The following is a 23775-nucleotide window of genomic DNA, read 5'->3' on the forward strand; positions in this document are numbered from 1 at the left end:
TTCTTACATGTTAGTCAGCTAGCGCACTCGCGGCAGCCACTTTGGTTGGGCTAATTTCTTCACTCGGATAGCATCCTAGTACCTTGATATAGCGCGTAATGCCTCGTAATGCATCTAACGCATTCTGTACAGGGCCATCTTCTACATTGCCTTCCACATCAATATAGAACATTTCTTCCCAAGGGTTGCCTGGAATAGGGCGGGATTCAAGCTTGGTCATATTGATGCTGTTCTCTCGAAGCACCAATAAGGCCTCTACAAGTGCGCCTGGCTTTTGGATGGTAGACATAACGAGGGTTGTTTTAGCTGGTACTTGCAAAGGGACAACCACAGGATTGCGAGCAACAACAATAAAGCGGCTATGGTTTTCTTTTTGATTCGCCAAGTTACTCTTTATTGCCATCAGTCCATAAAGGTTGCCGCCTGCTTCACTTCCAATAGCCGCTACGTCGTCGCGCTGAAGCTCACTAACGGTCAACATGGCAGAACTTGTGCTGTCCATAGTCTTTACTTCAACGTTGCCTAGCTCGGCTAAGAAATGGCTACATTGAGTGAACACTTGAGGGTGTGCATAAAGTGTTTTAATTTTATCGATGCTGGTATTAGTCCCCACTAACAAAGTATGGCGGATAGGGTGGGTAAGCTCACCAATAATGCTTAGCTGTGTGTGCTGAAGTTGGTCGTACACTTCATTGATACTGCCAGAGGTTGTGTTTTCAATGGGCAGCACCGCGTAATCGGCTTCTGTACTCTCAACTTTGTGAATAATTTCAGCAAAGCTTTGGCAGCCAATTTCCAACAACTCTCCAGGTCTACGTGAAAAATACTTCTGTGTCGCAAGGTATGAGTAAGAGCCCTTGTCGCCTAGGAATGCTACTCGGTTTAACGGTAGCGTGCTGCCAGGGTTAGCACGTTCAGCAAGCATTGCCTGCTGGTTTAAAACTGAATCTTCAATAATAACGTGAAAAATTTGTGTTACGTAATGAGGATCTAAACCAATGCTCTGGCCTTCTTTTATTAAGCGCACTAATAGCTGTTCTTCACGCTTTTGATCTCTTACAGGAATGTGGTGCTTTATTTTTGTCTCGGCCACTTCGTTAGTTAACTTTCTGCGTTCTGAGAGTAGTGTAAGTAATTCACTGTCAAGAGCGGTAATGCGCTCTCTAACAGTATCTAATGCATTGTCTGACATATCATTCCCGTGCGTATCTTATAAATAAATGTTGCTAAAAAAAAACCTCCCAAGTGGGAGGTTTTTATGCATGTAGCTGCGCCTCCCTAGTAAAAGGATGTAAACGCAAAAATGAAAAATACTACGTGCTTTATTATCTGTTTCATGAACCTGAATGTATGTCGAACCCCTATGTGTGTCAACCCATTTTTACAAAATGTATAGTTGTTTTTGATATGAGGGGCTTGAAAAAGAACTAAAAATGAGTTTGTTACACATCGCGCAGTTTCACGATATGTAGCATTCGTTTAAAAATGCATGCTATGAAGGCTAATTACCTAAAAGCGCTGACAGCATTTGGCGTACTTCATTTGGCTCAAAAGGCTTATCGCACAAGGCATTTACACCGGTTTGCTGAATGTTGGCCATATGGGCACTGTCTGCCGATTCAGATGTCACCATAATAATAGGAATATGCGTGGTTTCTGGATTAAAGCGAATGAATTCAGACAGCTCTCGACCGTCCATTTCAGGCATATTGTAGTCGGTAACCACTAGGTCGAAAGCTTGGTCTTTTATTAAAGTAAGCGCAGCTGCGCCATTTTCAGCTTCTTGGATTCGCTGCAGTCCCATTCCTTCAAGTACTCGTCTAATATGATTCCGCGCAAGTTTACTGTCATCGACAAGCAGCACACGAACGTCGTGCACATCAAACAATTCTAGTTCTAACTCATCGTGGTTGATAAGGTCGAGACTCGCATTTAAGGCACGTGATAAATGAAGAGGCTCAAAGGGTTTAGGAAGAATTGCTGCGACACCCGCCTGTTTGAATTCTTCCAATTTACTTAGTCGATTTTCACTGGAGACGAGCATAAATGGAATACTCTTAAATGCGTCGTCTTCTTTTATAAACTTGAGAAGCTCTAGTGCAGTTCCGTCCTCATAATACATAGCACTAACTATTAAGTCGGCGCCATGGGCTTTAACCGCTGAACGAGCTTCGGAAAGGGTACTGACTGGGTCAATTTCCTTAACGTTTTCTTTTAACAGCAACGTAGTGATAATTTTTCGTTGTGTGTCAGATGGTTCAACCAAAATAATATGTAAATCAGAAATTGACAGCTTTTCCATTTCAGACTCTTTTTGTTATATGTTTATGAAAAAGTGAGAGCGTGCTTGTGGTCTTCAATCACTAACCACCCGCAAGCTTAACTTTGTACCCTTTGTCAGTTAGCAGTGAGCGCAGTTTTTCTCTGTCATCAGTTTGTACTTCAATGACGCCATCTTTTACCGCTCCGCCGCAACCGCATTTCTTTTTTAATTCTGAGCCAAGTTTCTTTAGTTCGTCAGAAGGAAGATCTAGCCCTTTAATTAACGACACACCTTTTCCTTTGCGACCTTTCGTTTCTCTGTGAATACGAACTACGCCGTCTGAAGAAACTGAACGTTGCTCTGGTTTTTGCTCAGGCTTTATTTTGCCGCTCTCTGTACTGTAGACCAAAAGAGCGTCTTGCCAATCTTGCATAGATACCTCAATAAAATCCGTAAAACCATCCTTTTTATGCTTGTCAAAACTTAATCATACGAAAGTTTAAGCACTTCTTGATGGCGATGTAAAAAAGTTCAACTAAGATAAGGATAGCAAAGTTAAAAGCATGTATTGAAGCATTTCTGCTGACATTTTAAGGAAAGCATATGGAAATAACGTCAAGCTACCAGAATCAAGGGAAAGTATTGGTAATCGATGTAGGAACAAAATTTGATTTCAGTAAAGTCGAAGATTTTAGAAACGCATACAGCGAACTGAATGACGGCGTAACTCATATCGCTGTTGACTTGTCTCGTACAGAGTATATGGATAGCTCAGCACTAGGCATGCTATTGAACATGCAGAAAACATTGGCAGGCAAAGAACTCTCCTACAGTATCGAGAACGCCAGACCTCAGGTGGCAAAAATTCTCAAAATATCCAGGTTCGATAAAAAGTTCGAAATTAAGTAGCCTGAATAGGACTTCTTCTGTTGAAAATCCTCATTGTTGATGACGAGGCTATCAACCGTACTCTCTTGACTAACATGCTCTATAACGCTGGCTATACAGAATGCGTTGAAGCAGTAGATGGTATAGAGGCGATTGAAACATTTATTGAAGAGCAGCCAGATTTGGTTTTGCTCGATGTTGTTATGCCTGGGCTGTCTGGTTTTGATGTTGCACCAAAAATCCGTCAACTTGCTAAAGGCCCTTATCTTCCTATTCTGTTTATCACTGCCCTAGAGGACAAAGACAGCTTAGTGCGCTGTTTAGAAGTAGGGGGAAACGATTTTGCTACAAAACCTTTTGACCGTCATATCTTAATTGCGAAAATTAGGGCGCACTTAAAAATACGTGCGTTAAGTGAACACGTTGAACAACAGAACAAGAGCCTGCGACTTTTTAATCAAAGGGTGGCACGGGAACACGCCATTGTTGAGCATATCTTCAGTCATGCCATAGTTAATCGCCCGGAAGTGCAGACGCATTTCGATTGTTTTCTTCAACCAGCCGAAACCTTTAACGGTGATTTATTCTTGTGCGAAGCAAGCCCTAGTGGGGGCATTTATTTCATTGTGGGGGACTTTACTGGACACGGTCTTGCTTCGGCTATTGGCGCCCTGCCTGTAACACGTGTATTTCAAGAGCTAAGTCAACAAGGTGTATCGGTATCTGAAATTGTTAGTGAATTAAACCAGATCCTCATTAAGTTCTTGCCCAGTGATATGTTTATGGCTGCCGTAGTTGGTGAGATTAATGCGGCGGGAAACCGCATAAATTTGTGGCAGGGCGGGATGCCTGCAGTGATTATTCCTGCGACATCAAACATGGCGCCACGTAAAGTATGTTCTCGTCACATGGCCCTAGGGGTATTAGAAGAACATGAGCTTAACACCGATATTGACACGGTTAATTTAGGACACAATGAGCAGTTAATCATTTGCAGTGACGGGCTTATCGAAATCTCAAATGATGATGGTGATATGTTGCTGGAAGAAGGACTAGCAGAGATAGTAAAAAATCAAATGATAGAAGAAGGCGTTGTCGACGCTAAATCATTATTTGAGCGTGCTAAGGCGCACTGTGCAACGTCTACATTTCAAGATGATGTAACCTTAGTGGTATTCACCTCAAAACCAATAAATATGCACCTGAGAAACCAAGTCGCGTCCGCTTTTCCGTCAGTACATGAGGTAACTCTGGATGCCGAGCACCTAAAGCAGCCTGATATTCTGCCACGTGTACTACAGCTGGCAGGACAGTGTGAAGAGATGCAAGGTATCCGTTCGATTATATTCACAGTGTTATCAGAGCTTTTTAATAATGCACTTGAGCACGGTATTTTAAAGCTTGACTCGAAACTTAAACAAGACAGCGCTGGATTTCACCAATACTATGAAAATAGGGAGGCATCTCTACAAGCTCTAAGCCGCGGTCGAATCATCGTTAGAGTAGAATCTTTACCTAATAGGGGAAAAGTGCTCGTTTCGGTAGAAGATAGTGGGAATGGATTCCAGTGGGAAAACAAAGCGTATTTAGCGGGAGCGCATTTTTCTAATGATGAATGCTTTGGTCGAGGCCTTCCTTTAATTCAGACTCTATGTGAGCGAGTCTGGTTTGAGAAGAATGGCAGTAAAGCTATTTGCCTACTTAGTACTCGTCAGCAGTAAAGAAACTAGCTTTGTGTGAAAAGAGCGCGGCCACCTAAGCTAAACCATCCACATTTTTAAACAACTAATCGAAATCCTCTTTTCCTTAGTAATAAATATTCAAATACTCAATTATCCTAATCGAACAGCTGCGCTGTTAAAGCCACTAACCAGAGGCATCATGCTGAAATCTTTTTTGAAACTATTTGAAGAGTCACACAACAAAGCAAAACCTGCATACACGATTGAACTTGCCACAGCTGCCTTACTTAGCGAGTTAGTCAATGCTGACAATCAGGTAACTCAAACTGAAAAGGACGAATATAAAAAACAGCTAAAGCGCCTTGTTAATGTTGATGATGAGGCAATAGCATTGCTATTAGAACGAGGACAGGAAACGGCTGATGATGCGGTTGACCTTGTGCATTTTACTCAGGTGCTCAATAAACATTATTCTGCAGACGAAAAAGTTAGCGTAATCAAAAGTCTTTGGGCGATAGCCTATGCCGATGAATCCTTAGCGCCACTAGAAGAGAGCACCATAAGACAAATAGCTGACTTGTTGTATGTGCCTCATAGCCAATTCATTAAGACTAAGCTTGAGATTGCAGAAGGTTCTAAATAATCCACTTCCAGAACAGTGCTGGCTACTTAAACAAAAATACGTTGTTAATTTCAAAGCACGTGACTTACTATTACGCCCAGAATAATAAATAAGTGGTAGTGTTTGGATAAATATTCCTTGCCTATTCCGCTATAAGAAAAGTTGTAAAGCAAGGACACATGAGTGTTTAGAACGTTAAAAATTCCGATTGGGCTCACTATTGCCTTATCTATGTCTGTTTTGATCATCGCAGTTGCCTTGGTCAATAGGCTAGACCATCACGAATCTGTTGTTACCGTCGTGAAAAATAATACCGCTGCCTTGAGTAACTCTCTCGCACTACAATTGTCAGTGATGATGGAAAGAAACCCCGGTAACAATGCATTGTTTTCTTCACTTTTTCAGCCAATCAAAGAGCACGAGCATCTTTTATCCGCGTTCCTTTACGATAATCATTTTAATGTGATTTCGGCTGTTCAGCCAGAGAGAGTGCTCGAGATAAGTAATGCATCCCTACCCACATCACCTCAAAATGTTCCTTTTGGCATCTCACAATACGAAGGAGTTATCGTAGATCACCAAATTGTAGGAAGTAGCCTCTATCCGATGGGTCACATTGTCATTTATATTGACATCAACAATTTACAGTCTGCGAATAGTGCCCGACATATTTTGGAACAAGCCCCCGTCATACTCGCACTTTGGTTATTGTGTGCCGGGGTGTGTATTTCCATTCTATATCGCTTAATTTCACCGCTTGCCTCATTAGGCCGATTTACTCAGGAAGTCTTCGAAACCAAAGATTATGCGCTGAGAAGCTCAATTCACTCATCTAATGAAATAGGTAGAATAGCTTGCAACATTAACAGCTTACTAGACGCGATCGAAGTTGAGCTTCTGGTTAACTTTGAACAAAAGCAAACCTTGGTCGACCAGCAAGAAACCATGTCTCGCCTTGCTAATTTTGATAGCCTAACAGGCTTACCCAATCGGCAATTTGTTCTTGATAACCTTAGGTTGGAATTAGCAAGAGCGAAAAGAAATGATGAAGATTTGTTGCTTTTATTTTTTGACCTTGATGGATTTAAAGGAATAAATGATTCTTTAGGGCATGAGACAGGCGATTTAATTTTAATAGAAGTCGCTGATAGAGTGCAGTGTCTACTTAGAGACGGTGACTTGTTTGCTCGTTTAGGTGGCGATGAATTCTTAGTACTCCCTGATCGAGATGCAACGACCGACCAGGCAAAGCGTCTCGCAATGAGATTAATTACAGCATTTGATGAACCCTTTGAGCTTAGAGGACTTTCTTTAACTGTTGGCTTGAGCGTAGGCGTGGCTACTGCTTCTGATGCGGGTTACGATTTAAGTGAACTCATGAGTAATGCCGACTTGGCCATGTATCGCTCGAAGGCGAGAGGAAGGGGAAGTTATACGCTATTTACGCCAGACATGGTGGAATCTCACAAACGTAAACTTCATTTGGCTAACGGCATAGAGCAAGGGATAGCGAATGATGAATTTGTTGTTTATTACCAAGTAAAAGTCAACAACGACGGAAATGTTATTGGCGTTGAGGCATTAATACGTTGGCAACATCCTGAATTCGGCCTCGTTATGCCAAACGAATTTATTCCTATAGCAGAACAAGGTGGAAAGATTACCGCGATTACTCGATGGGTAATAAATCGAGTGTGTATAGATATGCCCGAACTCAGGCGTTGGGCTGTGGGCGCTTTTAGAGCTTCAATTAATCTATCTGGCCACGACCTGAGAAGTAATCAACTCTTCGACTATATCTACAATACCTTTACGCTTTACGATGTAAACCCCGAAAACATTGAATTTGAAGTGACTGAAAGCGCATACCTTGAAAACTTTACGCTTTCCAACAAGTTTTTCAGACGTATTGGTAATATGGGATGTGCGATTGCCCTCGACGATTTTGGGACGGGATATTCCTCCTTGAGTTATCTTACTCAAATCAATATTGATACGCTTAAAGTCGATAGGCAGTTTGTGTCGGAAATTCAATCATCGGAACGCAGTCGCTTAGTAACAGGCGCTATAATTGATTTGGCAAAACGACTATCCCTTTCTGTGTGTGCTGAGGGAATAGAAAATCTTGAGCAGTGGCAGTATCTCAAAGAGCACGGTTGCGACAATGTTCAGGGTTTCATGTTCAGCAAGCCAGTTCCAATCGATGCGCTCGTTACTTCACCCAGCCACTATAAGGCTGAAGAATTCATCTGATGCTAAAATAGGCATGTCGGTATTGTTGCCGACATGCACTCACTACCAGTGTTTCTTTATTGCAACACCTGCCCATAGATTACCCATGTTAAATCATTGTTATTTTCTCAACCTTCTGTTTTTTATAGTTATATTTATTGTGGTCTGAAAATCGCATAGTAAGTTTAAATGCATTAATGATGTGGTTGATTGAAGACTAATGGTAATATCCCTATGCCTTAATCATTCATTATTGGCAGAAGCCATAGGATAGAAACTGGCGAATTGAGAAGGATTTTAACAAGCGTTTAGCGGAGGATTCATGATGAAACGTCTCGAAAAAGTTTTCTTAGCACTTTGTGCTGTTGCAGCAGTACAAGCCATTTCAGTAGCAGATGCGCATGCCACACCGGCGCGTTCGCTCATTCAACAGTTAGATACAGACAAAGACGGCTTGATTTCTCTTAAGGAAGCGGTAAGACACACGGGATTACTGCGTAACTTTGGTCTGATTGACGACAACGAAGACGGTAAGCTTTCTGAGGCAGAATTGGCAAAGAGTAAGCTTACGCCGGGTAATGAAAAACTCACGGCAGGTGAGTAGATAAGAATATCAACATCGATGAGGGTAAGGTTCTGATAAACAAGGTATCGTTTGGTGAACGCTTGGTACAACTTGGTTCACTAAGGCAGTTAACGTTAGGTAGTTTTGTACTGGCCCTCATCCCGCTCATAGCACTGCTATGGCAAAGTCAAAGTGATTTAGCTAAAGTCGGTCAAATGACAACGCTTGAAACGCGTTTTGTGGTGGATGTTGTTAGCGACATGCAGCGTTTAGATAACGCAGTTGTCGATGTTGAGCGCAGTATTAGACAGTTTGCTGTTCTACGTAACGAGCGAGTAGCGCAGCTTTCTGATAATGCTATAGACCAGTTTGCCGTAGCGGCTGACAACCTATGTCAGGCGCTTTCTGTTCCAGCAACATGTTCTCGACTATCCGAACAACTCAACCAACTTGCTGAGTACAGGGCCATAGAAGACCAACTATTGCTTAACGCATATTTAGCGTCAGTAGCAGATAGCGTAGATCAATTGCGCGATGATGTAGAAGCGGCAATAACAGAGCGGGTTAAAGTCCAGCAAGACGACTTGAACGCCATGCAGGCAAAGCAAGCGTGGTCCACAGCCATGTTGGTAAGCGTGTCGTTACTGCTTATATTGATGGGCAGCCAACTGATTGTAAATCCTGTTAATAACCTCAAAAAAATAATTCGGATAATGGCGCACAGTGACGGTCAGCTTCCTCCGTTGTCCAGGCAGGCTCCCAAAGAACTTATTGATGTAGAAAAGGATTTGCACTGGCTCTACGACCGCCTTCAGCAATTAGAACATATCAGGACCGCTTTACTAAGACATGCTGCACACGAACTCAAAACACCGCTAGCGAGTATTAAAGAAGGCTGTAGTTTATTGTCAGAAAACGTGGTCGGCGAGTTAAATAATAGTCAACGAGAAGTGCTGTCATTACTTACCGGCAGCACACAGCGCCTTAATACCTTGGTTGAAAAATTACTCGACTACAATTTGCTCTTACAACAGGCGCAACCCAAAATAGTTGAAAGCGATGCAGGTAAGCTGGTCACCGCCTGCTTAGACGATTATGCCCTTGCCATTCAAGAAAGAGAGGTGGATGTAAATATTTCCGCCCCCACAGTGCATGTAGACGAAGAGTTGTTTAGAAGAATACTCGATAATTTAGTGTCCAATGCCGTTGCGCACGGTGCGGTTGGAAGACCGATTAATATTAGCCTTTATAACGAAAATGATAACCTTGTACTGGACGTAGCAAACCGTGGGAAACGTATTGCACCAGAATCGGTACACACGCTATTTGAACCTTTTATTCGAGGAACCGAGCCAAGAAACGACAACGTTATTGGAACGGGGTTAGGGTTATCAATTGTTGCCGATTGCGCTCGACTAATGCATGGTGATGTAAAAGTTGTAGATGTAGACTATGCCGATGTTTGCTTTAGAGTGACCATTCCGCGACAGGAAAAATAAAATGAGAAAAAGTGGTTTAATTGTCGCCTTACTGGTACTGACAGGATGTCAGAGTTTAACCAGAAATAACGACAACGCAGGTGAGCCAGAAAAGGTGACGCCTGTAGCTAAAATAGAACGTGGCCTTTGTTTATTTGCCGAGCCTCCACAGGGGGTTGAGCACAATTGCGATGCAACCTATTGGCTTAACGCGTGGATTGACGCGGCCAACCAACCTTGGTTAAAACGCAAGCAGAGTTTAGAAGCGCTAGGAGATTCAGCGTTCGATACGCTTCATGCCTACCTACTGACGCTTCCCACGGATACCCCTTATCAAGATAGATTGCGCGCTCAGCTCGCGCTGGATGATATTGCGGGCACTTTTACCCCAACTGCTCAGGAAGTGATTAATGTGATTGCCGCATCGCACAACAATCAAATAATGCAGTTAGAGTCTGCCATGGTGGTGTTGGAGCAAGAAAATACCTCTCGTGGAGAGAAATTAAAAGCGCTTGAAAAAGAAGCCTTTAACTTGCGCAAAAAATTAGAAGAATTGTTGCAAATTGAAGCAACACTGATGGATAAAAACAGGAGTACACAACAGTGAGCGAAAAGGCGAGTAGTAACCCTAACTTATTGTTGGTTGATGATGATAAGAGCTTATTGCGCTTATTAACCATTCGTCTGGAAGGCGAAGGTTATGAGGTGACCGCAGTGGAAGACGGTCAATCAGCGTTAAGAAAGCTTCAAAATGACAACTACGATGTAGTATTGAGTGACTTGCGTATGCCGGGCTTAGATGGTCTGAGTTTGTTTGAAGAAATTATGGGAATTAGAAAAGATATTCCGGTAATTCTCATGACGGCTCACGGCACCATAGCTGATGCGGTAGCAGCCACTCAGCGTGGCGTATTTGGTTTTTTGCCTAAACCTGTCGATCACGATGAATTACGCGCGCTGTTGCAAAAAGCACTTAGCCAGTCTCAAGCTGCACAGCCGGGCGATTGGGCAAAGGACATCATTACCCGTTCTCCAGAAATGCTAAATGTACTAGACCAGGCGTTCCGCATAGCTCAGCGTGAAGTATCTGTGCTTATTAGCGGCGCAAGTGGAACGGGTAAGGAACTGCTTGCTAACGCCATTCATAAAGCCAGTAACCGCAGCGACAAGCCATTTGTGGCGATTAACTGTGGAGCATTGCCTGAAAACTTACTTGAGTCAGAGCTATTCGGTCATGCAAAAGGCGCGTTCACTGGCGCAGTAGCGGCACACCCCGGTTTATTTAGAGAAGCTGACGGTGGTACGCTATTTTTAGATGAAATTGGCGATATGCCAATGACGCTTCAAGTTAAACTATTGCGTGCTCTACAAGAACGACAAATTCGCCCTGTAGGAAGCAGTAAGCACGTAGACATTGATGTGCGTATCATTTCTGCGACGCACAAAGATTTGCATAAAGAAATGGAAGAAGGCACCTTCCGCGAAGACTTGTATTACCGACTAAATGTAGTCAATCTCAAGCTTCCTTCGCTGAAATCGCGTAGCGAGGACATCCCTTTACTTGCGCGATCATTACTACAACAAAGTGCGCAGCGTCATGGCGTAAACGTAAGTCAGTTCTCAGATGACGCAATGCAGCAGTTAGTGACCTCATCTTGGCCAGGTAACGTACGCCAGCTAGTGAACGTGGTTGAACAGTGTGTGGCGTTAACACAAACGCCGGTTATTCCGCTTCATTTGGTCGAGCAGGCTCTTTCAGCAACCAAGCAAAGCTGGCCTACGCTCACAGAAGCGCGCGATGCCTTTGAGCAACAATACCTTCACAAGCTTCTTAAAATGACCGACGGCAACGTAACGCGCGCGGCAGAGCTTGCTGGTAGAAATAGAACTGATATGCACAAGCTTATGAAAAAGCACGAGCTAGACGCAGCTGATTTCAGATAGACATAGTCGAGCTTAGAGAGTTATTAAACGCATCACTGTTTAGTGATGCGTTAAAACAAGGCATTCTGCTCTGGTTGGCTTTTGATAGATAGGTTATTTAGCACAAGTGATGGATTATCGTTGTTATACAAATCGATAAACTGCTGAGCTAACCAAGGGGCGTCTTTGTTGTCGGGGCGGTGACAAAAAAAGTACACGTCTTTCCCTTCACTTTGCCAAATCTTCACTTTTTTCACCCAAGGCAATAAACAGCGCTGGTTATCATCGTCTATATCGTTACCGACAAAACGGACAATGGGAGTATGGCCTGTAGCGATAACGTTAACGGGAACCCGCGGTTTTTTCTGCCGGACTTCTTCTAGCATAGCACGCTTATCAGCTCCGCCTGCATCTAAAGGCCCGCTAAATAAAGCTCGGGTGTCCATAATGATTCTATTCACACCGTGGCGGATCAAAAGTTGGTTAAGCGCCTTTTCTTCATCACCCTTAGCGAAAAATGCCAGGTGGCGCACCTCAACCGCTACGTTTGATTCTTGAGGTAACGCCGCTAAAAAGGTATCTAAAATGGATAGCTTTTCTGGCCCAAAAGAAGCGGGCAGTTGCAGCATCATTACTCCTAGCTTTTCTTTTAGCGGGCTTAATAAAGCAAGCTGTTGGGCAACCTCTTCGTCACAATGCTGTAATTGATGTACATGCGTAATGTTTTGGTGAAACTTGAAAGTAAATCTGAAGTGGTCGGGTGTTGAATCGCACCATCTTGCTACAGCGTCTTGGTGGGGAAGAGAGTAAAATGTGGTATTCCCTTCAACCGTATTACACTCCTTGGCATACAGCGACAATCCATTATCAGACTTGGGATAATTAGCAAACCACGTGCTTGGCCAATGGCTGTGTTGCCACATTGGCAATCCAATATAGAGATTTCCTTGTGATATGGCTGATTTGTGCATATTTGTCATTGGGCTTTATCAAGCATTTGTTTATACTATGCGGCCTTTAAATCATTACATTATGCATGTTGTGGGCGGGCCAGTTAATTGGCCAGCAAGTTTACGCGATTTTTGGCAAAGTCTTAAGCCTAAAAGTAAGCAGTTTTGAACGCCAATTCACAGCATGCGAAGCAAGAAAAAACATCAGGGGTCAAGGACCATGCGCACAGATTACTGTGGGAATATCGATTCATCATACATTGGACAAGAAGTTACCCTTTGCGGGTGGGTTAATAAGCGTCGCGATTTAGGCGGTGTAATTTTCATCGACTTACGCGACCGCGAAGGTATCGTACAAGTGGTGTTCGACCCAGATTTACCAGACGTGCTATCTGTAGCTAACACGTTGCGTAGCGAATTCTGTGTAAAGCTAACGGGTAAAGTGCGTGCGCGCCCTGAAGGTCAAGTTAACAAAGACATGCGCACAGGTGAGATTGAGATCTTAGGCACAGGCCTTGAAGTGATAAACAAGTCTGACGTGCTTCCACTAGACTGGAACCAAGAAAACTCAGAAGAACAGCGCCTTCGTTACCGTTACCTAGACCTTCGCCGTCCTGTAATGAGCCAGCGCTTACAGTTCCGTGCAAAAGTAACCGGTGCTGTACGTCGTTTCCTAGAAGAAGAAGGTTTCTTAGATATTGAAACACCTATTCTTACTAAGGCAACGCCAGAAGGTGCACGTGACTACCTAGTGCCAAGCCGCACGCACAAAGGTGAGTTCTTTGCACTTCCGCAATCGCCACAGCTTTTCAAACAGCTTCTGATGATGTCGGGTATGGATCGTTACTACCAAATTGTTAAGTGCTTCCGCGACGAAGACTTACGTGCCGACCGTCAGCCAGAATTTACCCAAATCGATATTGAGACCACGTTCTTAGATGCCGATGGCGTAATGTCTATTACCGAGCGTATGATCCGCGACTTGTTCAACAAAATGCTAAACGTTGACCTTGGTGACTTCCCGCGCATGACGTATAAAGAAGCCATGACGCGCTTTGGTAGCGACAAGCCAGACCTACGTAATCCGCTTGAGTTAACCGACGTTGCAGATTTGCTTGCCAACGTTGACTTTAAAGTATTCAGCGGCCCGGCAAATGACCCTAAAGGTCGCGTAGCAGCTATTCGCGTACCGGGTGGGGCGTCACTTTCGCGTAAGCAAATTGACGAATACACTAAATTTGTAGGTATTTACGGCGCGAAAGGCTTAGCTTGGATTAAAGTTAACGATGCTGGTGCTGGTCTTGAAGGTCTACAGTCGCCCATCCTTAAATTCCTAACCGAAGACATCACTAACGCCATGCTAGAGCGCACTGGCGCGCAAAGTGGCGATATTCTATTGTTCGGTGCAGACAGCTACACTGTGGTTACCGAAGCGATGGGCGCACTTCGTCTTAAGCTTGGTGAAGACTTTGAGCTTCTTGAAGGCGAGTGGAAGCCACTTTGGGTTGTTGACTTCCCAATGTTCGAAGAGTTTGACGGTCAGCTTCACGCTATTCACCACCCGTTTACCGCGCCTCGTGGTTTAACGCCAGAAGAACTTAAAGCTAATCCAGCTGAAGCCTTATCTGATGCTTACGATATGGTATTGAACGGTGTTGAATTAGGCGGTGGTTCTGTACGTATTCACAATGAAGACATGCAGTCTACGGTATTCAACATTCTTGGCATTGACGATGAAGAAGCGAAGAACAAGTTTGGCTTCTTGCTTGACGCGCTGCGCTTTGGTGCGCCGCCGCATGCAGGTCTTGCGTTTGGTCTAGACCGTCTGGTAATGCTTATGACTGGCGCGACCTCTATTCGTGATGTGATGGCATTCCCTAAAACAACCACAGCGGCATGTCCATTAACATCGGCGCCTAGCCTTGCAAATCCACAGCAGCTTGAAGAGCTAGCTATTGCAACGGTGAAAAAGCAATCGTAATTTATGGCGTATAAGAAGCCTGAATCTGCACTGGTAGTGTTGTATGACCAACACTACCGAGTGCTGCTTTTGCAACGACAAGATGACCCCACCTTTTGGCAGTCGGTAACCGGCGCGTTAGAAGAGGGGGAGTTACCCTTAGAAACAGCATATCGTGAAGTGTGTGAAGAAATTGGCATCGATGCCAAAGCGCACGGCTTTGTGGTTAACGATCACGATAAGCAAAACCAATACGAAATTCGTAGCCGCTGGCTACATCGCTATCCTCCTGGTACTGTGCACAACACAGAACACGTATTTTCCCTTCAAATAAACAGCGAATTACCCATTGTTTTGACAGAGCACTTGCAGTACGAATGGGTGTCGAAAGAGGAAGCGCTAGCGCGTTTATGGTCTCCCTCTAATAAAGAAGCGGTATCTTTGTTTGTACCGAGTGTGCCTTAATGGTTATACTGGGTATAGATCCAGGTTCTCGGATCACAGGCTACGGTTTAATTGCACGCAAGCAAGGTAAACTGGTGTATTTAGCAAGCGGATGCATTCGCGTTGGAACGGCAGATTTGCCTTCTCGTCTTGCTAATATTTTTACCGGGGTTGGCGATATTATTCGTCAATATAAACCCGACCAATTTGCTATTGAGCAAGTATTTATGGCGAAAAACCCTGATTCAGCGTTAAAGCTTGGTCAGGCCAGAGGTGCCGCCATTGTGGCAGCCACCCAAGCGCAACTTCCTGTTGCTGAATACAGCGCAAGGCAAATTAAGCAGTCGGTAGTTGGAAAAGGTGGCGCAGATAAAACGCAAGTTCAGCACATGGTAAAACACCTGCTTAGCTTAAGCGGCACGCCACAGGCCGATGCTGCCGATGCATTAGCCGTTGCCTTGTGTCATGCACACACCGAACAGAGCCTGATAAACATGGCAGGGCAAGCCCGAAAAACCGTTCGTGGTCGTTTGCGCTAGTACTGCTTAAAGCTCACGCTTTTACAGAGATAATTCATGATTGGACGAATTCGCGGTACGTTGGCTGAGAAACAGCCTCCAGAAATTCTTGTAGATGTAGCCGGTGTTGGCTACGAAATTCACATGCCTATGACCAGTTTCTACCAGCTTCCCGCGGTGGGTGAAGAAGTGGTGGTGTACACACATTTTGTGGTTCGTGAAGACGCCCAATTGCTGTTTGGTTTTGCTGATAAAATGGAAAGAGGGCTTTTCCGAGAATTGATCAAAGCCAATGGTGTAGGCCCAAAGTTAGGCCTTGCTATTTTATCTGGAATGTCGGCAAGCCAGTTCTTGGCAAGTGTACAAAATGAAGATGTTTCTGCACTCGTCAGCTTACCGGGTATAGGTAAGAAAACCGCAGAGCGTTTAGTGGTAGAGCTTAAAGACCGCCTAGCAAAATTTGGCAAGGCGCAGAGTATTGCTGTACCACCTCCAAGTGGCGACTTGCTATCCACCAACACTATTGTTGCTGTAAACGACGCTCGGGAAGAAGCACAAAGCGCGCTTATTGCACTGGGCTATAAACCTGCTCAAGCGAGCAAGCTAGTTGACAGCGTATATAAAGAGGGCATGGAAAGTGAAGCCCTTATTCGCGAATCATTAAAAGCGGCCATATAATGGCGCTCAACGAAGACAGCGGTTCTTAGTCTGCCTGTCTTCACGTCACCGTTTAAAGTAGAACTATCATGATTGAAGCCGACAGACTGATTACGCCTGAAGCCAGCACCGAAGACGAGGTCATCGACCGCGCCATTCGCCCTAAAATGCTGGAAGACTATACGGGGCAGCCTCACGTATGTGAGCAAATGGAAATTTTTATTCAAGCTGCGCGTAATCGCGACGATGCGCTAGACCATCTACTTATTTTCGGTCCGCCAGGACTGGGTAAAACCACGCTTGCGAACATTGTGGCAAATGAAATGGGCGTAAACATTAAAACCACGTCAGGCCCTGTGCTTGAGAAAGCTGGCGACTTGGCTGCACTGCTTACCAACCTTGAGCGCAATGATGTATTGTTCATAGACGAAATACATCGCTTAAGTCCAGTGGTAGAGGAAATTCTTTATCCTGCCATGGAAGACTATCAGCTTGATATTATGATAGGCGAGGGGCCTGCCGCCCGTTCAATTAAGCTAGACCTTCCTCCTTTTACACTGGTAGGCGCTACCACCCGCGCAGGCTCGCTAACGTCGCCATTACGCGACCGTTTCGGTATTGTTCAACGCCTTGAGTTTTACAACGTAAAAGACCTCACCAGTATTGTGGCAAGAAGCGCGAGCTATCTGAATTTAGACATGAACGAGGAAGGTGCGCAAGAAGTGGCACGTCGCTCGCGGGGCACGCCGCGTATCGCCAACCGTTTGTTACGCCGTGTTCGGGATTATGCTGAAATTAAATCTGACGGCACGGTGGGCGCCGACGTTGCGGCCAAAGCTTTAGATATGCTTGATGTAGACAAAGAAGGCTTTGACTACATGGACCGCAAATTGCTTACTGCTATTATCGAAAAGTTTGATGGTGGGCCAGTAGGCTTAGACAATTTGGCAGCAGCCATTGGTGAAGAGAAAGAAACCATAGAAGACGTGATTGAACCCTTCCTTATTCAACAGGGCTTTTTACAGCGCACGCCTCGAGGCCGTATTGTGTCTCAGCGAGCCTATCTTCACTTTGGCTTCGCTCCGTCTGAATAATCTACCGTCCCTTTGTAAGAAGCAACAGATTCGTTTTAAAGGCCTAGCTGGATTGCTGGGCTTTTTTTGGTAACACCGAGAATACAGAAGCCGTTTCAAACGCTACAAGTAAATGCTCGTATGGGGGGAGCTGTCATTCCAGAGCATTGAAAGTGGATGGCGAATTATCGCATAGCCCAAGTTAAGCATGGGCCGCCAATATTTTGTTTTGTACAGATGCTAAATTACAGGCAAAAAAAAGCCCGCTCATTGAGCGGGCTAAAACAACAAGTGTTGAAGGAAATAAATCCAGGGAACTCATGTCTAACAGGAGAATAACTCTTGCATGACCGTGCTAAGCACCATCACGCTCTGTACGACTGATGCTGTGCATTATAGGGAGAGCATAAAAAACTACAATTGAGTAAAATTGTTGGTTTGAATTAGAAAAACTAATTTGTTAACTGGATGTTTCGCATTGGTTTATTTTTGATTAAATGTTAGCTTTGGTGGGCTCTGTGGGGAGGTTTTGTTCTGCATTTTGTCGCGCCAATTAGTTATTTTAACTCCGCTTTGGATTATTAAATTTTTGGGTGAAGGAATAGTTATGCATTTACATCAGGTAAGAGTGTATTACGAAGATACCGACGCAGGCGGTATCGTCTATTATGCGAATTACCTAAAGTTTATGGAGCGAGCCCGTACAGAGTGGCTTCGCGAGCTAGGTTTTGAACAAGACACGCTGATGGAACAATCCATCGCTTTCGTCGTCAAACACGTTGAAATGCATAACTATGCGCCTGCGCGGTTCAATCAACTGTTGAGTATTGAAACTCGCGTTGTAGAATTGAAAGGCGCTAGTATGACGTTTCAACAAATTATTAAAAATGAACAAGGCGTTACATTGGTATCGGGAGATATCAAGGTTGCCTGCGTCGATTTGGCCGTTATGAAGCCAAAAAGATTACCACGTACTTTGTTAGGGGAAATTTCGCGTGTCATCTGATCTCACTTTTATTGGCTTGTTTTTACAAGCGAGTTTTATTGTTCAACTAGTTATGCTTTTGTTGCTAAGCGTGTCGATAGCGTCGTGGACGTTTATCTTCCAACGCAGCAAGGCGTTGTCGGCGGCACGCAACGAAATGCGTCAGTTTGAAGATAAGTTCTGGTCAGGCGCTGATCTTAACCGTCTTTATCAAGAGCTTTCTGCCAGAACTAACCTAACAGGCATGGGCAGCATCTTTTGCTCAGGCTTTAAAGAGTTTGTTCGCCTGCGCAAATCTAACACCGCTACCAACGGTATCGTCGACGGTACATACCGTGCTATGCGCGTTTCTATGTCTCGTCAAGTCGAAGAACTAGAAAGTCGTTTACCCTTTTTAGCCACGGCGGGCTCAATCAGTCCTTATATTGGTCTGTTTGGTACTGTGTGGGGGATCATGAATGCCTTCATCGCATTAGGTGAAGTGCAGCAAGCTACCCTTGCAATGGTAGCGCCGGGTATTGCAGAAGCACTTATTGCAACTGCTATTGGCCTGTTTGCCGCTATTCCTGCGGTTATTGCCTACAACCGTTTCAGCCATCAGGTTGAGAAGCTAGAAAATAGCTACGGCAACTTCATGGAAGAGTTCTCTGCAATCCTTCATCGCCAAGCCGTTGCTGCGCAAGCACAACAACAAGCCTAAGCGTTTAAATTCCAAACGGAGGACTTGTTATGTATGTAAGAAAACGCCGCAGGCCGGTATCAGAGATAAACGTAGTTCCCTACATCGACGTGATGTTGGTGTTGCTTATTATCTTTATGGTAACGGCGCCGCTTATTTCTCAAGGTGTAAAGGTAGATTTGCCTAAAGCAAGTGCCAACCCGATAGAGCAAGAAGATACACCACCTATTATTGCGTCAGTGGATGTTAAAGGTCGCTACTTCCTTAATGTAGGCGAAGACCAGGAATCGCCAATTAGCGAAGAAGAGCTTGGCGCTATTGTAAAAGCACAATTGACCAAAGAGCCCAATACGCCCGTAGTGGTAAAAGGCGATGGACAAGTAGCCTATAACGAAGTGATACAGCTAATGGTGTTATTACAGCAGGCGGGTGTGCCTTCAGTAGGGTTAATGACGGATCCGGTTGAGTAATATAGATATGTCGAAACCTGAAGTGTCGAAAAGCACGTCAACCGCTAGCCACTCAAACAACGCGAGTAACGGTGTAAGTGGTGATAAAAAGAACGGCAAAAGTGCCAAGCAAGCCAACAGTATAAGCCCAGAACAAGTAGGCTTGTACAAGTCCATTGGTTTGCATCTTTTTATTGCTGCGCTGTTGCTAATTAGCGTCAGTTTCTCTCCTGACCCGTTGCCAAGTATGCCGTCGAATGCGCCTGTGATAGAAGCGACGTTTATTGATGCGCAAGCGATTGCGGATCAAAAAAGGGAGCAGGCACAAGCTGAAGCTCAAGCGAGAGCCGAAGAGCGAGAAAGGCAAAGAAAAGCAGAAGCCGCGGCAGAGAAAAAACGCCAGCAGCAGCTAGCAGCCAAGCGTGCGAAAGAGAAGCGTGAAGCAGAAGCGGCTGAAGCGAAACGTCAGAAAGACTTGGAGCGCTTAGCGGCGCAGAAGGAACAAGAGCGTAAGGAGCGCGAAGCAAAAGCGAAAGCTGAGGCTGAGCGAAAGAAAAAAGAAGAAGCTGAACGCGCTGAAATGGAAAGGATCATGCAAGAGCAGTTAGCGCAAGAACAAGCTGCTCAGCAAGAACGTAGGCGAAAACAGGTACTTACTGAAGTAGAGCGTTATACCGCACTTATTCAGCAAACCATAAAGCGCAATTTGTATTCGGACGACAGCTATCAAGGTAAAACCTGTCGATTGAATATCCGGTTAGCAACGACAGGGTTTGTTACGAGTATTCGTGTACTCGGCGGCAACGATGCGCTGTGTAGAGCGGCTGAAAGCGCGGTTCGCAGGGCCGAAAAGTTACCGGTATCTGATGCGCCAGACGTTTACGAGCAGTTAAAAGACATTACTTTAAAAGTGGAATTATAGTGGTATGAAAAAACTAGGTTTATGGATAGCGCTTATTACGATGGCATTCAGTGCCAACGTGTTTGCATCCTTAGAAATTGTGATAACCGAGGGCGTAGATAGTGCACGTCCAATCGGGGTTGTGCCATTTAAATGGAAAGGTCAGGGCAGTATGCCTGGCGATATTTCTAAAGTGGTGATGGCCGACTTAATGCGTAGTGGTAAGTTTAATCCGGTATCTGTCGACAAAATGCCACAGTACCCGGAGACAGCGGAGCAAGTGTCTTTCACTGCGTGGGCAACCTTAGGTGTAGACACGGTTTTAGTAGGAAGTATTGAGCCACAAGCAGGCGACCGTTACCTTGTATCCTATGAGTTGATTGATGTACTTAAAGGGCAAGTTGACAATGGGCAAGCTAAAGTACTCAAAGACGGCAATTTGGTATCGAGTAATGATCACGTACTAGCTGCCCGTCAGGCAGTGATCAACGGCCGAGATTTTCGCCAGTATGCGCATCGAATTAGCGACATTGTGTATGAAAAATTGACCGGTGTTCGCGGTGCATTTTTAACGAAAATTGCTTACGTCATTGTTCGCGACCGTGACACGGTAGAAAAACCTTACCAATTAGTCATTGCAGACTACGATGGTGAGAACGAAACGCGCTTGTTGTCTTCGCCAGAGCCGCTTATGTCGCCAGTGTGGTCGCCTGATGGCGAGAAGCTTGCCTACGTTAGTTTTGAAAATCGTAGACCGCAAATATTCATTCAGAATATCTACACCAGCGAGCGTACGCGCATTACTGATTTCCCTGGAATAAATAGTAGCCCGGTGTTTTCACCAGATGGCAAGCAACTTGCAATGGTTTTATCGAAAGATGGAAACCCTGAACTCTATGTGATGGACTTAGCGACAAAAAATCTTCGCCGAGTAACACGAAATAGAGCGATTGATACGGAGCCCGCGTGGCTACCAGACGGCAGTGGGTTAATATTTAGCTCGGAACGGGGTGGTAAACCCCAGATATATAGCGTAAATTTAAATTCTGGGAAAGTAAGGCGAGTTACCTTTGTAGGTGAACAGAACCTTGGCGGTACGATTTCCCCAGACGGCAAGCAAATGATTATGGTAAACCAAACTAATGGGAACTATCACATTGCTAAGCAGTCTTTGGATGGTGGATCACCTCAAGTACTGACACGGACGTACTTAGATGAATCACCAAGCGTAGCGCCGAATGGAAGCATGATTATATACAGCACCCTTCACGAGGGAACCCAAGTGTTGTCACTGGTTTCTTTAGATGGGCGTTTTAAAGCTAGGTTACCAGCAGCCAATGGGCAAGTTAAATCGCCAAGTTGGTCACCATTTTTGTTCTAACAATTTAACGACTAAACAATAAAATTTAAGGATTAGTAGGATGCAAATGAATAAAGTGATGAAGAGCTTCATTATCGCATTGCCAGTAGTGACAATGATGGCATGTTCTTCAGGCCCTAGCGAAGAAGAATTGGCAGCAGAGCGTAACCGCCTTGCACAAGAACAAGCGGCTGCAGAAGCGGAAGCACGTGAAGCAGAAGCACAGCGCGTTAAAGCAGAAGCTGCACAGCGTATGAAGCGTCAGGAAGAAATGGTTCAGCAAGAAATGGAAGCGCTGAAAAACGAACAAACCGTTTACTTTGACTTTGACCGCTCAAGCATCAAGCCAGAGTTCCAGCGTATTCTAGACAAGCACGCGGCGTTCTTGGTGAAAAACCCAAGCACTAAAGTGACTATTGAAGGTCACACAGACAGTCGTGGTACGCCAGAGTACAACATTGCGCTAGGCGAACGTCGTGCACAGTCTGTTGAAACTTACCTACTTAATGCTGGCGTAAGCAGCAGCCAAGTAACAGTAGTTTCATACGGCGAAGAAAAACCAGCAGTGATGGGTTCTACTGAGTATGCATTTGCTCAAAACCGTCGCGGAGTGGTTGTTTACCGCTAATGACTATTCTAACGAATAAGACATTAAAAATGGGCGTCACTTTATGTGCCGCCCTTGCTGTTTCTACCGCATTTGCGCAAGCGCCTGTGGTAGACGCCAATGGCGGCAGTGAATTAGAACAGCGTATTGTTGTGCTAGAGCGTATTGTTAAGAGCCGAACCGAAATGCAACACAGGCTTCAAACGCAACTAGACAATATGCAAATGGAAGTCGACCAGCTGCGTGGTGCGGTTGAAGTCAATACCAATGAACTTCAAAAAGTACTTGAGCGTCAGCGTGAGCTTTACCTTGAAATAGATAAACGCGTGGAAGCACTTAAGCAAAGCGGCGCGCTACAAGGTAGTGCCATGCCTAGTGCAGGTGTTGATTCGGGCTCTGTGAGCTCTCCAACAGCATCTACGCCAACGCAAGCTCCGCAAGCAGGTGAAGATGAAGCCTACGAAAATGCGGTGAATTTGATCCTTAAGTCTCGTGAGTACGATAAAGCCATTCCTGCGTTTCAATCGTTCATTTCACGCTTTCCCAACAGTGGTTACGCACCAAATGCGCACTATTGGTTAGGGCAACTGTTGTTTAATAAGCAGCAGTGGAGCGAAGCAAGTGAACAATTTAATATTGTAGCTAATCGCTTTACCGATTCTTCCAAGCGTCCTGATGCCTTATTAAAACTAGGTGTCATTGCTGAGCGAACGGGAGACAGTTCAACAGCACGTCAGCTGTTCCAACAAGTTGTAAATGATTACCCTGATTCTTCGGCAAAACGTCTCGCTGAATCTCGGTTAAATAACTTGTAATGAACAAAGCCTCTTTTAAAGAGGCTTTTTTATGGGTTAGAGAAAAGTTTTTTTCAAAAAATTCCATTTAGAGTGCATAAAACTTCTGCGCCAAATTTCACTGTATTTCGTAGAAACCTGACTAAACTCAATTAGTACTGGTATAAATACTCAGCGATTTGTTTTCATTTTGACCGTTTAGTCGTAATTTGACAGAAAAATGAAAATAAAAGGACGTTATGGGTTGCGTCGAATAAAAATCTGAGTATTATATGCCGCCGTTGCCAAGACACAGGCAACAACAGGAAAGAAAGGGTCGTTAGCTCAGTTGGTAGAGCAGTTGACTTTTAATCAATTGGTCGCTGGTTCGAATCCAGCACGACCCACCACTTTCTCTCCTAGCATCAAATGATGGGTCGTTAGCTCAGTTGGTAGAGCAGTTGACTTTTAATCAATTGGTCGCTGGTTCGAATCCAGCACGACCCACCATCATTTGAATTGCGAAACTTATCTGTGTGTCACTTGATGGGTCGTTAGCTCAGTTGGTAGAGCAGTTGACTTTTAATCAATTGGTCGCTGGTTCGAATCCAGCACGACCCACCATCAAGTCTCAAACTCAAATATTCCTTTTTTAAATAATCTCCTCAGTACAAAACACCAATGCTTATTGCGTTTTAAAACGCTACTCGTCTCATTTGCACTTTGATCTGGTTTACCTAACCCCATGTAGTAGAACAGGTAAGCA

General features: G+C 44.6%; 24 protein-coding genes and 3 tRNA genes. 23 read left to right on the forward strand and 4 right to left on the reverse strand.

From position 1 onward, the window contains the following. Window positions 1–10: 10 nt before the first annotated feature. From pheA to yciH, 3 genes are all read right to left on the reverse strand, one after another. A complete protein-coding gene (gene pheA / locus RJ41_RS02900) occupies window positions 11–1192 on the reverse strand; it encodes a prephenate dehydratase (RefSeq protein WP_039216761.1) in 1182 nt (393 codons plus the stop codon). Window positions 1193–1501: 309 nt separating this feature from the next. Beyond that, window positions 1502–2302: a response regulator gene (locus RJ41_RS02905; RefSeq protein WP_039216762.1), complete on the reverse strand. Its 801-nt coding sequence runs from the start codon at window positions 2300–2302 to the stop codon at window positions 1502–1504. A 61-nt stretch (window positions 2303–2363) separates the two neighbouring features. Further along, complete coding sequence (gene yciH, locus RJ41_RS02910; protein ID WP_039216764.1) at window positions 2364–2696, reverse strand: stress response translation initiation inhibitor YciH; 333 nt, start codon at window positions 2694–2696, stop codon at window positions 2364–2366. A 170-nt stretch (window positions 2697–2866) separates the two neighbouring features. On the opposite strand from yciH, the gene RJ41_RS02915 reads away from it, so the two are divergent. From RJ41_RS02915 to RJ41_RS02950, 8 genes are all read left to right on the forward strand, one after another. Further along, on the forward strand, window positions 2867–3172 hold the full coding sequence (locus tag RJ41_RS02915) for an STAS domain-containing protein (protein WP_039216765.1): 306 nt from the start codon (window positions 2867–2869) through the stop codon (window positions 3170–3172). A gap of 20 nt (window positions 3173–3192) precedes the next feature. Further along, a complete protein-coding gene (locus tag RJ41_RS02920) occupies window positions 3193–4872 on the forward strand; it encodes an ATP-binding SpoIIE family protein phosphatase (RefSeq protein WP_039216766.1) in 1680 nt (559 codons plus the stop codon). A 160-nt stretch (window positions 4873–5032) separates the two neighbouring features. After that, window positions 5033–5476, forward strand: a complete 444-nt coding sequence (locus RJ41_RS02925; RefSeq protein ID WP_039216767.1) for a tellurite resistance TerB family protein — start codon at window positions 5033–5035, stop codon at window positions 5474–5476. Between the two features lie 162 nt (window positions 5477–5638). Continuing rightward, the gene (locus RJ41_RS02930) at window positions 5639–7708 is read left to right on the forward strand and encodes a putative bifunctional diguanylate cyclase/phosphodiesterase (RefSeq protein WP_039216768.1); all 2070 of its coding nucleotides are present in this window, start codon (window positions 5639–5641) and stop codon (window positions 7706–7708) included. 301 nt (window positions 7709–8009) lie between these two features. Further along, a complete protein-coding gene (locus RJ41_RS02935) occupies window positions 8010–8291 on the forward strand; it encodes an EF-hand domain-containing protein (RefSeq protein WP_240485715.1) in 282 nt (93 codons plus the stop codon). Between the two features lie 62 nt (window positions 8292–8353). Then, the gene (locus RJ41_RS02940; RefSeq protein WP_039216770.1) at window positions 8354–9751 is read left to right on the forward strand and encodes a sensor histidine kinase; all 1398 of its coding nucleotides are present in this window, start codon (window positions 8354–8356) and stop codon (window positions 9749–9751) included. 1 nt (window position 9752) lies between these two features. Continuing rightward, window positions 9753–10337, forward strand: coding sequence for a hypothetical protein (locus RJ41_RS02945; RefSeq protein WP_039216771.1), 585 nt, complete (start codon window positions 9753–9755; stop codon window positions 10335–10337). Further along, a complete protein-coding gene (locus RJ41_RS02950; protein ID WP_014948857.1) occupies window positions 10334–11674 on the forward strand; it encodes a sigma 54-interacting transcriptional regulator in 1341 nt (446 codons plus the stop codon). Before RJ41_RS02945 ends, RJ41_RS02950 begins: the two co-directional genes overlap by 4 nt. A gap of 50 nt (window positions 11675–11724) precedes the next feature. Here RJ41_RS02950 and RJ41_RS02955 read toward each other — a convergent pair whose 3' ends face one another. Next, a complete protein-coding gene (locus tag RJ41_RS02955) occupies window positions 11725–12576 on the reverse strand; it encodes a DUF72 domain-containing protein (RefSeq protein WP_039216772.1) in 852 nt (283 codons plus the stop codon). Window positions 12577–12823: 247 nt separating this feature from the next. On the opposite strand from RJ41_RS02955, the gene aspS reads away from it, so the two are divergent. The 15 genes from aspS (at window position 12824) to RJ41_RS03030 (ending at window position 23633) form a co-directional block, all read left to right on the forward strand. Then, window positions 12824–14584 (forward strand): aspartate--tRNA ligase, encoded by a 1761-nt coding sequence (aspS, locus tag RJ41_RS02960; RefSeq protein ID WP_039216773.1) that lies wholly within the window; start codon window positions 12824–12826, stop codon window positions 14582–14584. A 3-nt stretch (window positions 14585–14587) separates the two neighbouring features. Next, window positions 14588–15028 (forward strand): dihydroneopterin triphosphate diphosphatase, encoded by a 441-nt coding sequence (gene nudB, locus RJ41_RS02965; RefSeq protein WP_039216775.1) that lies wholly within the window; start codon window positions 14588–14590, stop codon window positions 15026–15028. Next, a complete protein-coding gene (gene ruvC, locus RJ41_RS02970; protein WP_039216777.1) occupies window positions 15028–15546 on the forward strand; it encodes a crossover junction endodeoxyribonuclease RuvC in 519 nt (172 codons plus the stop codon). The genes nudB and ruvC overlap by 1 nt, the downstream gene beginning before the upstream one ends. A gap of 36 nt (window positions 15547–15582) precedes the next feature. Further along, entirely contained in the window at window positions 15583–16203 is a 621-nt protein-coding gene (gene ruvA, locus RJ41_RS02975; RefSeq protein WP_014948863.1) for a Holliday junction branch migration protein RuvA, read from the forward strand. Window positions 16204–16271: 68 nt separating this feature from the next. Then, the gene (gene ruvB, locus RJ41_RS02980; protein ID WP_039216778.1) at window positions 16272–17276 is read left to right on the forward strand and encodes a Holliday junction branch migration DNA helicase RuvB; all 1005 of its coding nucleotides are present in this window, start codon (window positions 16272–16274) and stop codon (window positions 17274–17276) included. Window positions 17277–17862: 586 nt separating this feature from the next. Further along, window positions 17863–18261 (forward strand): tol-pal system-associated acyl-CoA thioesterase, encoded by a 399-nt coding sequence (gene ybgC / locus RJ41_RS02985; RefSeq protein WP_014948865.1) that lies wholly within the window; start codon window positions 17863–17865, stop codon window positions 18259–18261. Beyond that, window positions 18251–18940: a protein TolQ gene (tolQ, locus tag RJ41_RS02990; protein WP_014948866.1), complete on the forward strand. Its 690-nt coding sequence runs from the start codon at window positions 18251–18253 to the stop codon at window positions 18938–18940. Before ybgC ends, tolQ begins: the two co-directional genes overlap by 11 nt. A gap of 29 nt (window positions 18941–18969) precedes the next feature. Then, window positions 18970–19389 (forward strand): protein TolR, encoded by a 420-nt coding sequence (gene tolR / locus RJ41_RS02995; protein WP_014948867.1) that lies wholly within the window; start codon window positions 18970–18972, stop codon window positions 19387–19389. 7 nt (window positions 19390–19396) lie between these two features. Continuing rightward, window positions 19397–20290 carry a cell envelope integrity protein TolA gene (gene tolA, locus RJ41_RS03000; protein ID WP_052235387.1) on the forward strand — a complete coding sequence of 298 codons (894 nt, stop codon included), beginning with the start codon at window positions 19397–19399 and terminating at the stop codon, window positions 20288–20290. A gap of 4 nt (window positions 20291–20294) precedes the next feature. After that, window positions 20295–21650, forward strand: coding sequence for a Tol-Pal system beta propeller repeat protein TolB (gene tolB / locus RJ41_RS03005; RefSeq protein WP_039216779.1), 1356 nt, complete (start codon window positions 20295–20297; stop codon window positions 21648–21650). 40 nt (window positions 21651–21690) lie between these two features. After that, window positions 21691–22257, forward strand: coding sequence for a peptidoglycan-associated lipoprotein Pal (pal, locus tag RJ41_RS03010; RefSeq protein ID WP_014948870.1), 567 nt, complete (start codon window positions 21691–21693; stop codon window positions 22255–22257). Then, window positions 22257–23051, forward strand: a complete 795-nt coding sequence (ybgF, locus tag RJ41_RS03015; protein WP_014948871.1) for a tol-pal system protein YbgF — start codon at window positions 22257–22259, stop codon at window positions 23049–23051. Before pal ends, ybgF begins: the two co-directional genes overlap by 1 nt. 292 nt (window positions 23052–23343) lie before the next feature. After that, window positions 23344–23419 (forward strand) — tRNA-Lys (locus RJ41_RS03020). Between the two features lie 24 nt (window positions 23420–23443). Then, window positions 23444–23519: transfer RNA gene (locus RJ41_RS03025), tRNA-Lys, on the forward strand. A gap of 38 nt (window positions 23520–23557) precedes the next feature. Then, window positions 23558–23633 (forward strand) — tRNA-Lys (locus tag RJ41_RS03030). Window positions 23634–23775: the final 142 nt, after the last annotated feature.

The organism is Alteromonas marina, from assembly GCF_000808575.1.
GTDB lineage: Bacteria > Pseudomonadota > Gammaproteobacteria > Enterobacterales > Alteromonadaceae > Alteromonas > Alteromonas marina_A.

What these genes read in the sequence shown, in the direction of transcription:
- pheA (WP_039216761.1), bottom strand. Translation starts at nt 1,192, where the DNA reads ATGTCAGACAATGCATTAGATACTGTTAGAGAGCGCATTACCGCTCTT.
- RJ41_RS02905 (WP_039216762.1), bottom strand. Translation starts at nt 2,302, where the DNA reads ATGGAAAAGCTGTCAATTTCTGATTTACATATTATTTTGGTTGAACCA.
- yciH (WP_039216764.1), bottom strand. Translation starts at nt 2,696, where the DNA reads ATGCAAGATTGGCAAGACGCTCTTTTGGTCTACAGTACAGAGAGCGGC.
- RJ41_RS02915 (WP_039216765.1), top strand. Translation starts at nt 2,867, where the DNA reads ATGGAAATAACGTCAAGCTACCAGAATCAAGGGAAAGTATTGGTAATC.
- RJ41_RS02925 (WP_039216767.1), top strand. Translation starts at nt 5,033, where the DNA reads ATGCTGAAATCTTTTTTGAAACTATTTGAAGAGTCACACAACAAAGCA.
- RJ41_RS02935 (WP_240485715.1), top strand. Translation starts at nt 8,010, where the DNA reads ATGATGAAACGTCTCGAAAAAGTTTTCTTAGCACTTTGTGCTGTTGCA.
- RJ41_RS02945 (WP_039216771.1), top strand. Translation starts at nt 9,753, where the DNA reads ATGAGAAAAAGTGGTTTAATTGTCGCCTTACTGGTACTGACAGGATGT.
- RJ41_RS02955 (WP_039216772.1), bottom strand. Translation starts at nt 12,576, where the DNA reads ATGTGGCAACACAGCCATTGGCCAAGCACGTGGTTTGCTAATTATCCC.
- aspS (WP_039216773.1), top strand. Translation starts at nt 12,824, where the DNA reads ATGCGCACAGATTACTGTGGGAATATCGATTCATCATACATTGGACAA.
- nudB (WP_039216775.1), top strand. Translation starts at nt 14,588, where the DNA reads ATGGCGTATAAGAAGCCTGAATCTGCACTGGTAGTGTTGTATGACCAA.
- ruvC (WP_039216777.1), top strand. Translation starts at nt 15,028, where the DNA reads ATGGTTATACTGGGTATAGATCCAGGTTCTCGGATCACAGGCTACGGT.
- ruvA (WP_014948863.1), top strand. Translation starts at nt 15,583, where the DNA reads ATGATTGGACGAATTCGCGGTACGTTGGCTGAGAAACAGCCTCCAGAA.
- ruvB (WP_039216778.1), top strand. Translation starts at nt 16,272, where the DNA reads ATGATTGAAGCCGACAGACTGATTACGCCTGAAGCCAGCACCGAAGAC.
- ybgC (WP_014948865.1), top strand. Translation starts at nt 17,863, where the DNA reads ATGCATTTACATCAGGTAAGAGTGTATTACGAAGATACCGACGCAGGC.
- tolR (WP_014948867.1), top strand. Translation starts at nt 18,970, where the DNA reads ATGTATGTAAGAAAACGCCGCAGGCCGGTATCAGAGATAAACGTAGTT.
- tolA (WP_052235387.1), top strand. Translation starts at nt 19,397, where the DNA reads ATGTCGAAACCTGAAGTGTCGAAAAGCACGTCAACCGCTAGCCACTCA.
- tolB (WP_039216779.1), top strand. Translation starts at nt 20,295, where the DNA reads ATGAAAAAACTAGGTTTATGGATAGCGCTTATTACGATGGCATTCAGT.
- pal (WP_014948870.1), top strand. Translation starts at nt 21,691, where the DNA reads ATGCAAATGAATAAAGTGATGAAGAGCTTCATTATCGCATTGCCAGTA.
- ybgF (WP_014948871.1), top strand. Translation starts at nt 22,257, where the DNA reads ATGACTATTCTAACGAATAAGACATTAAAAATGGGCGTCACTTTATGT.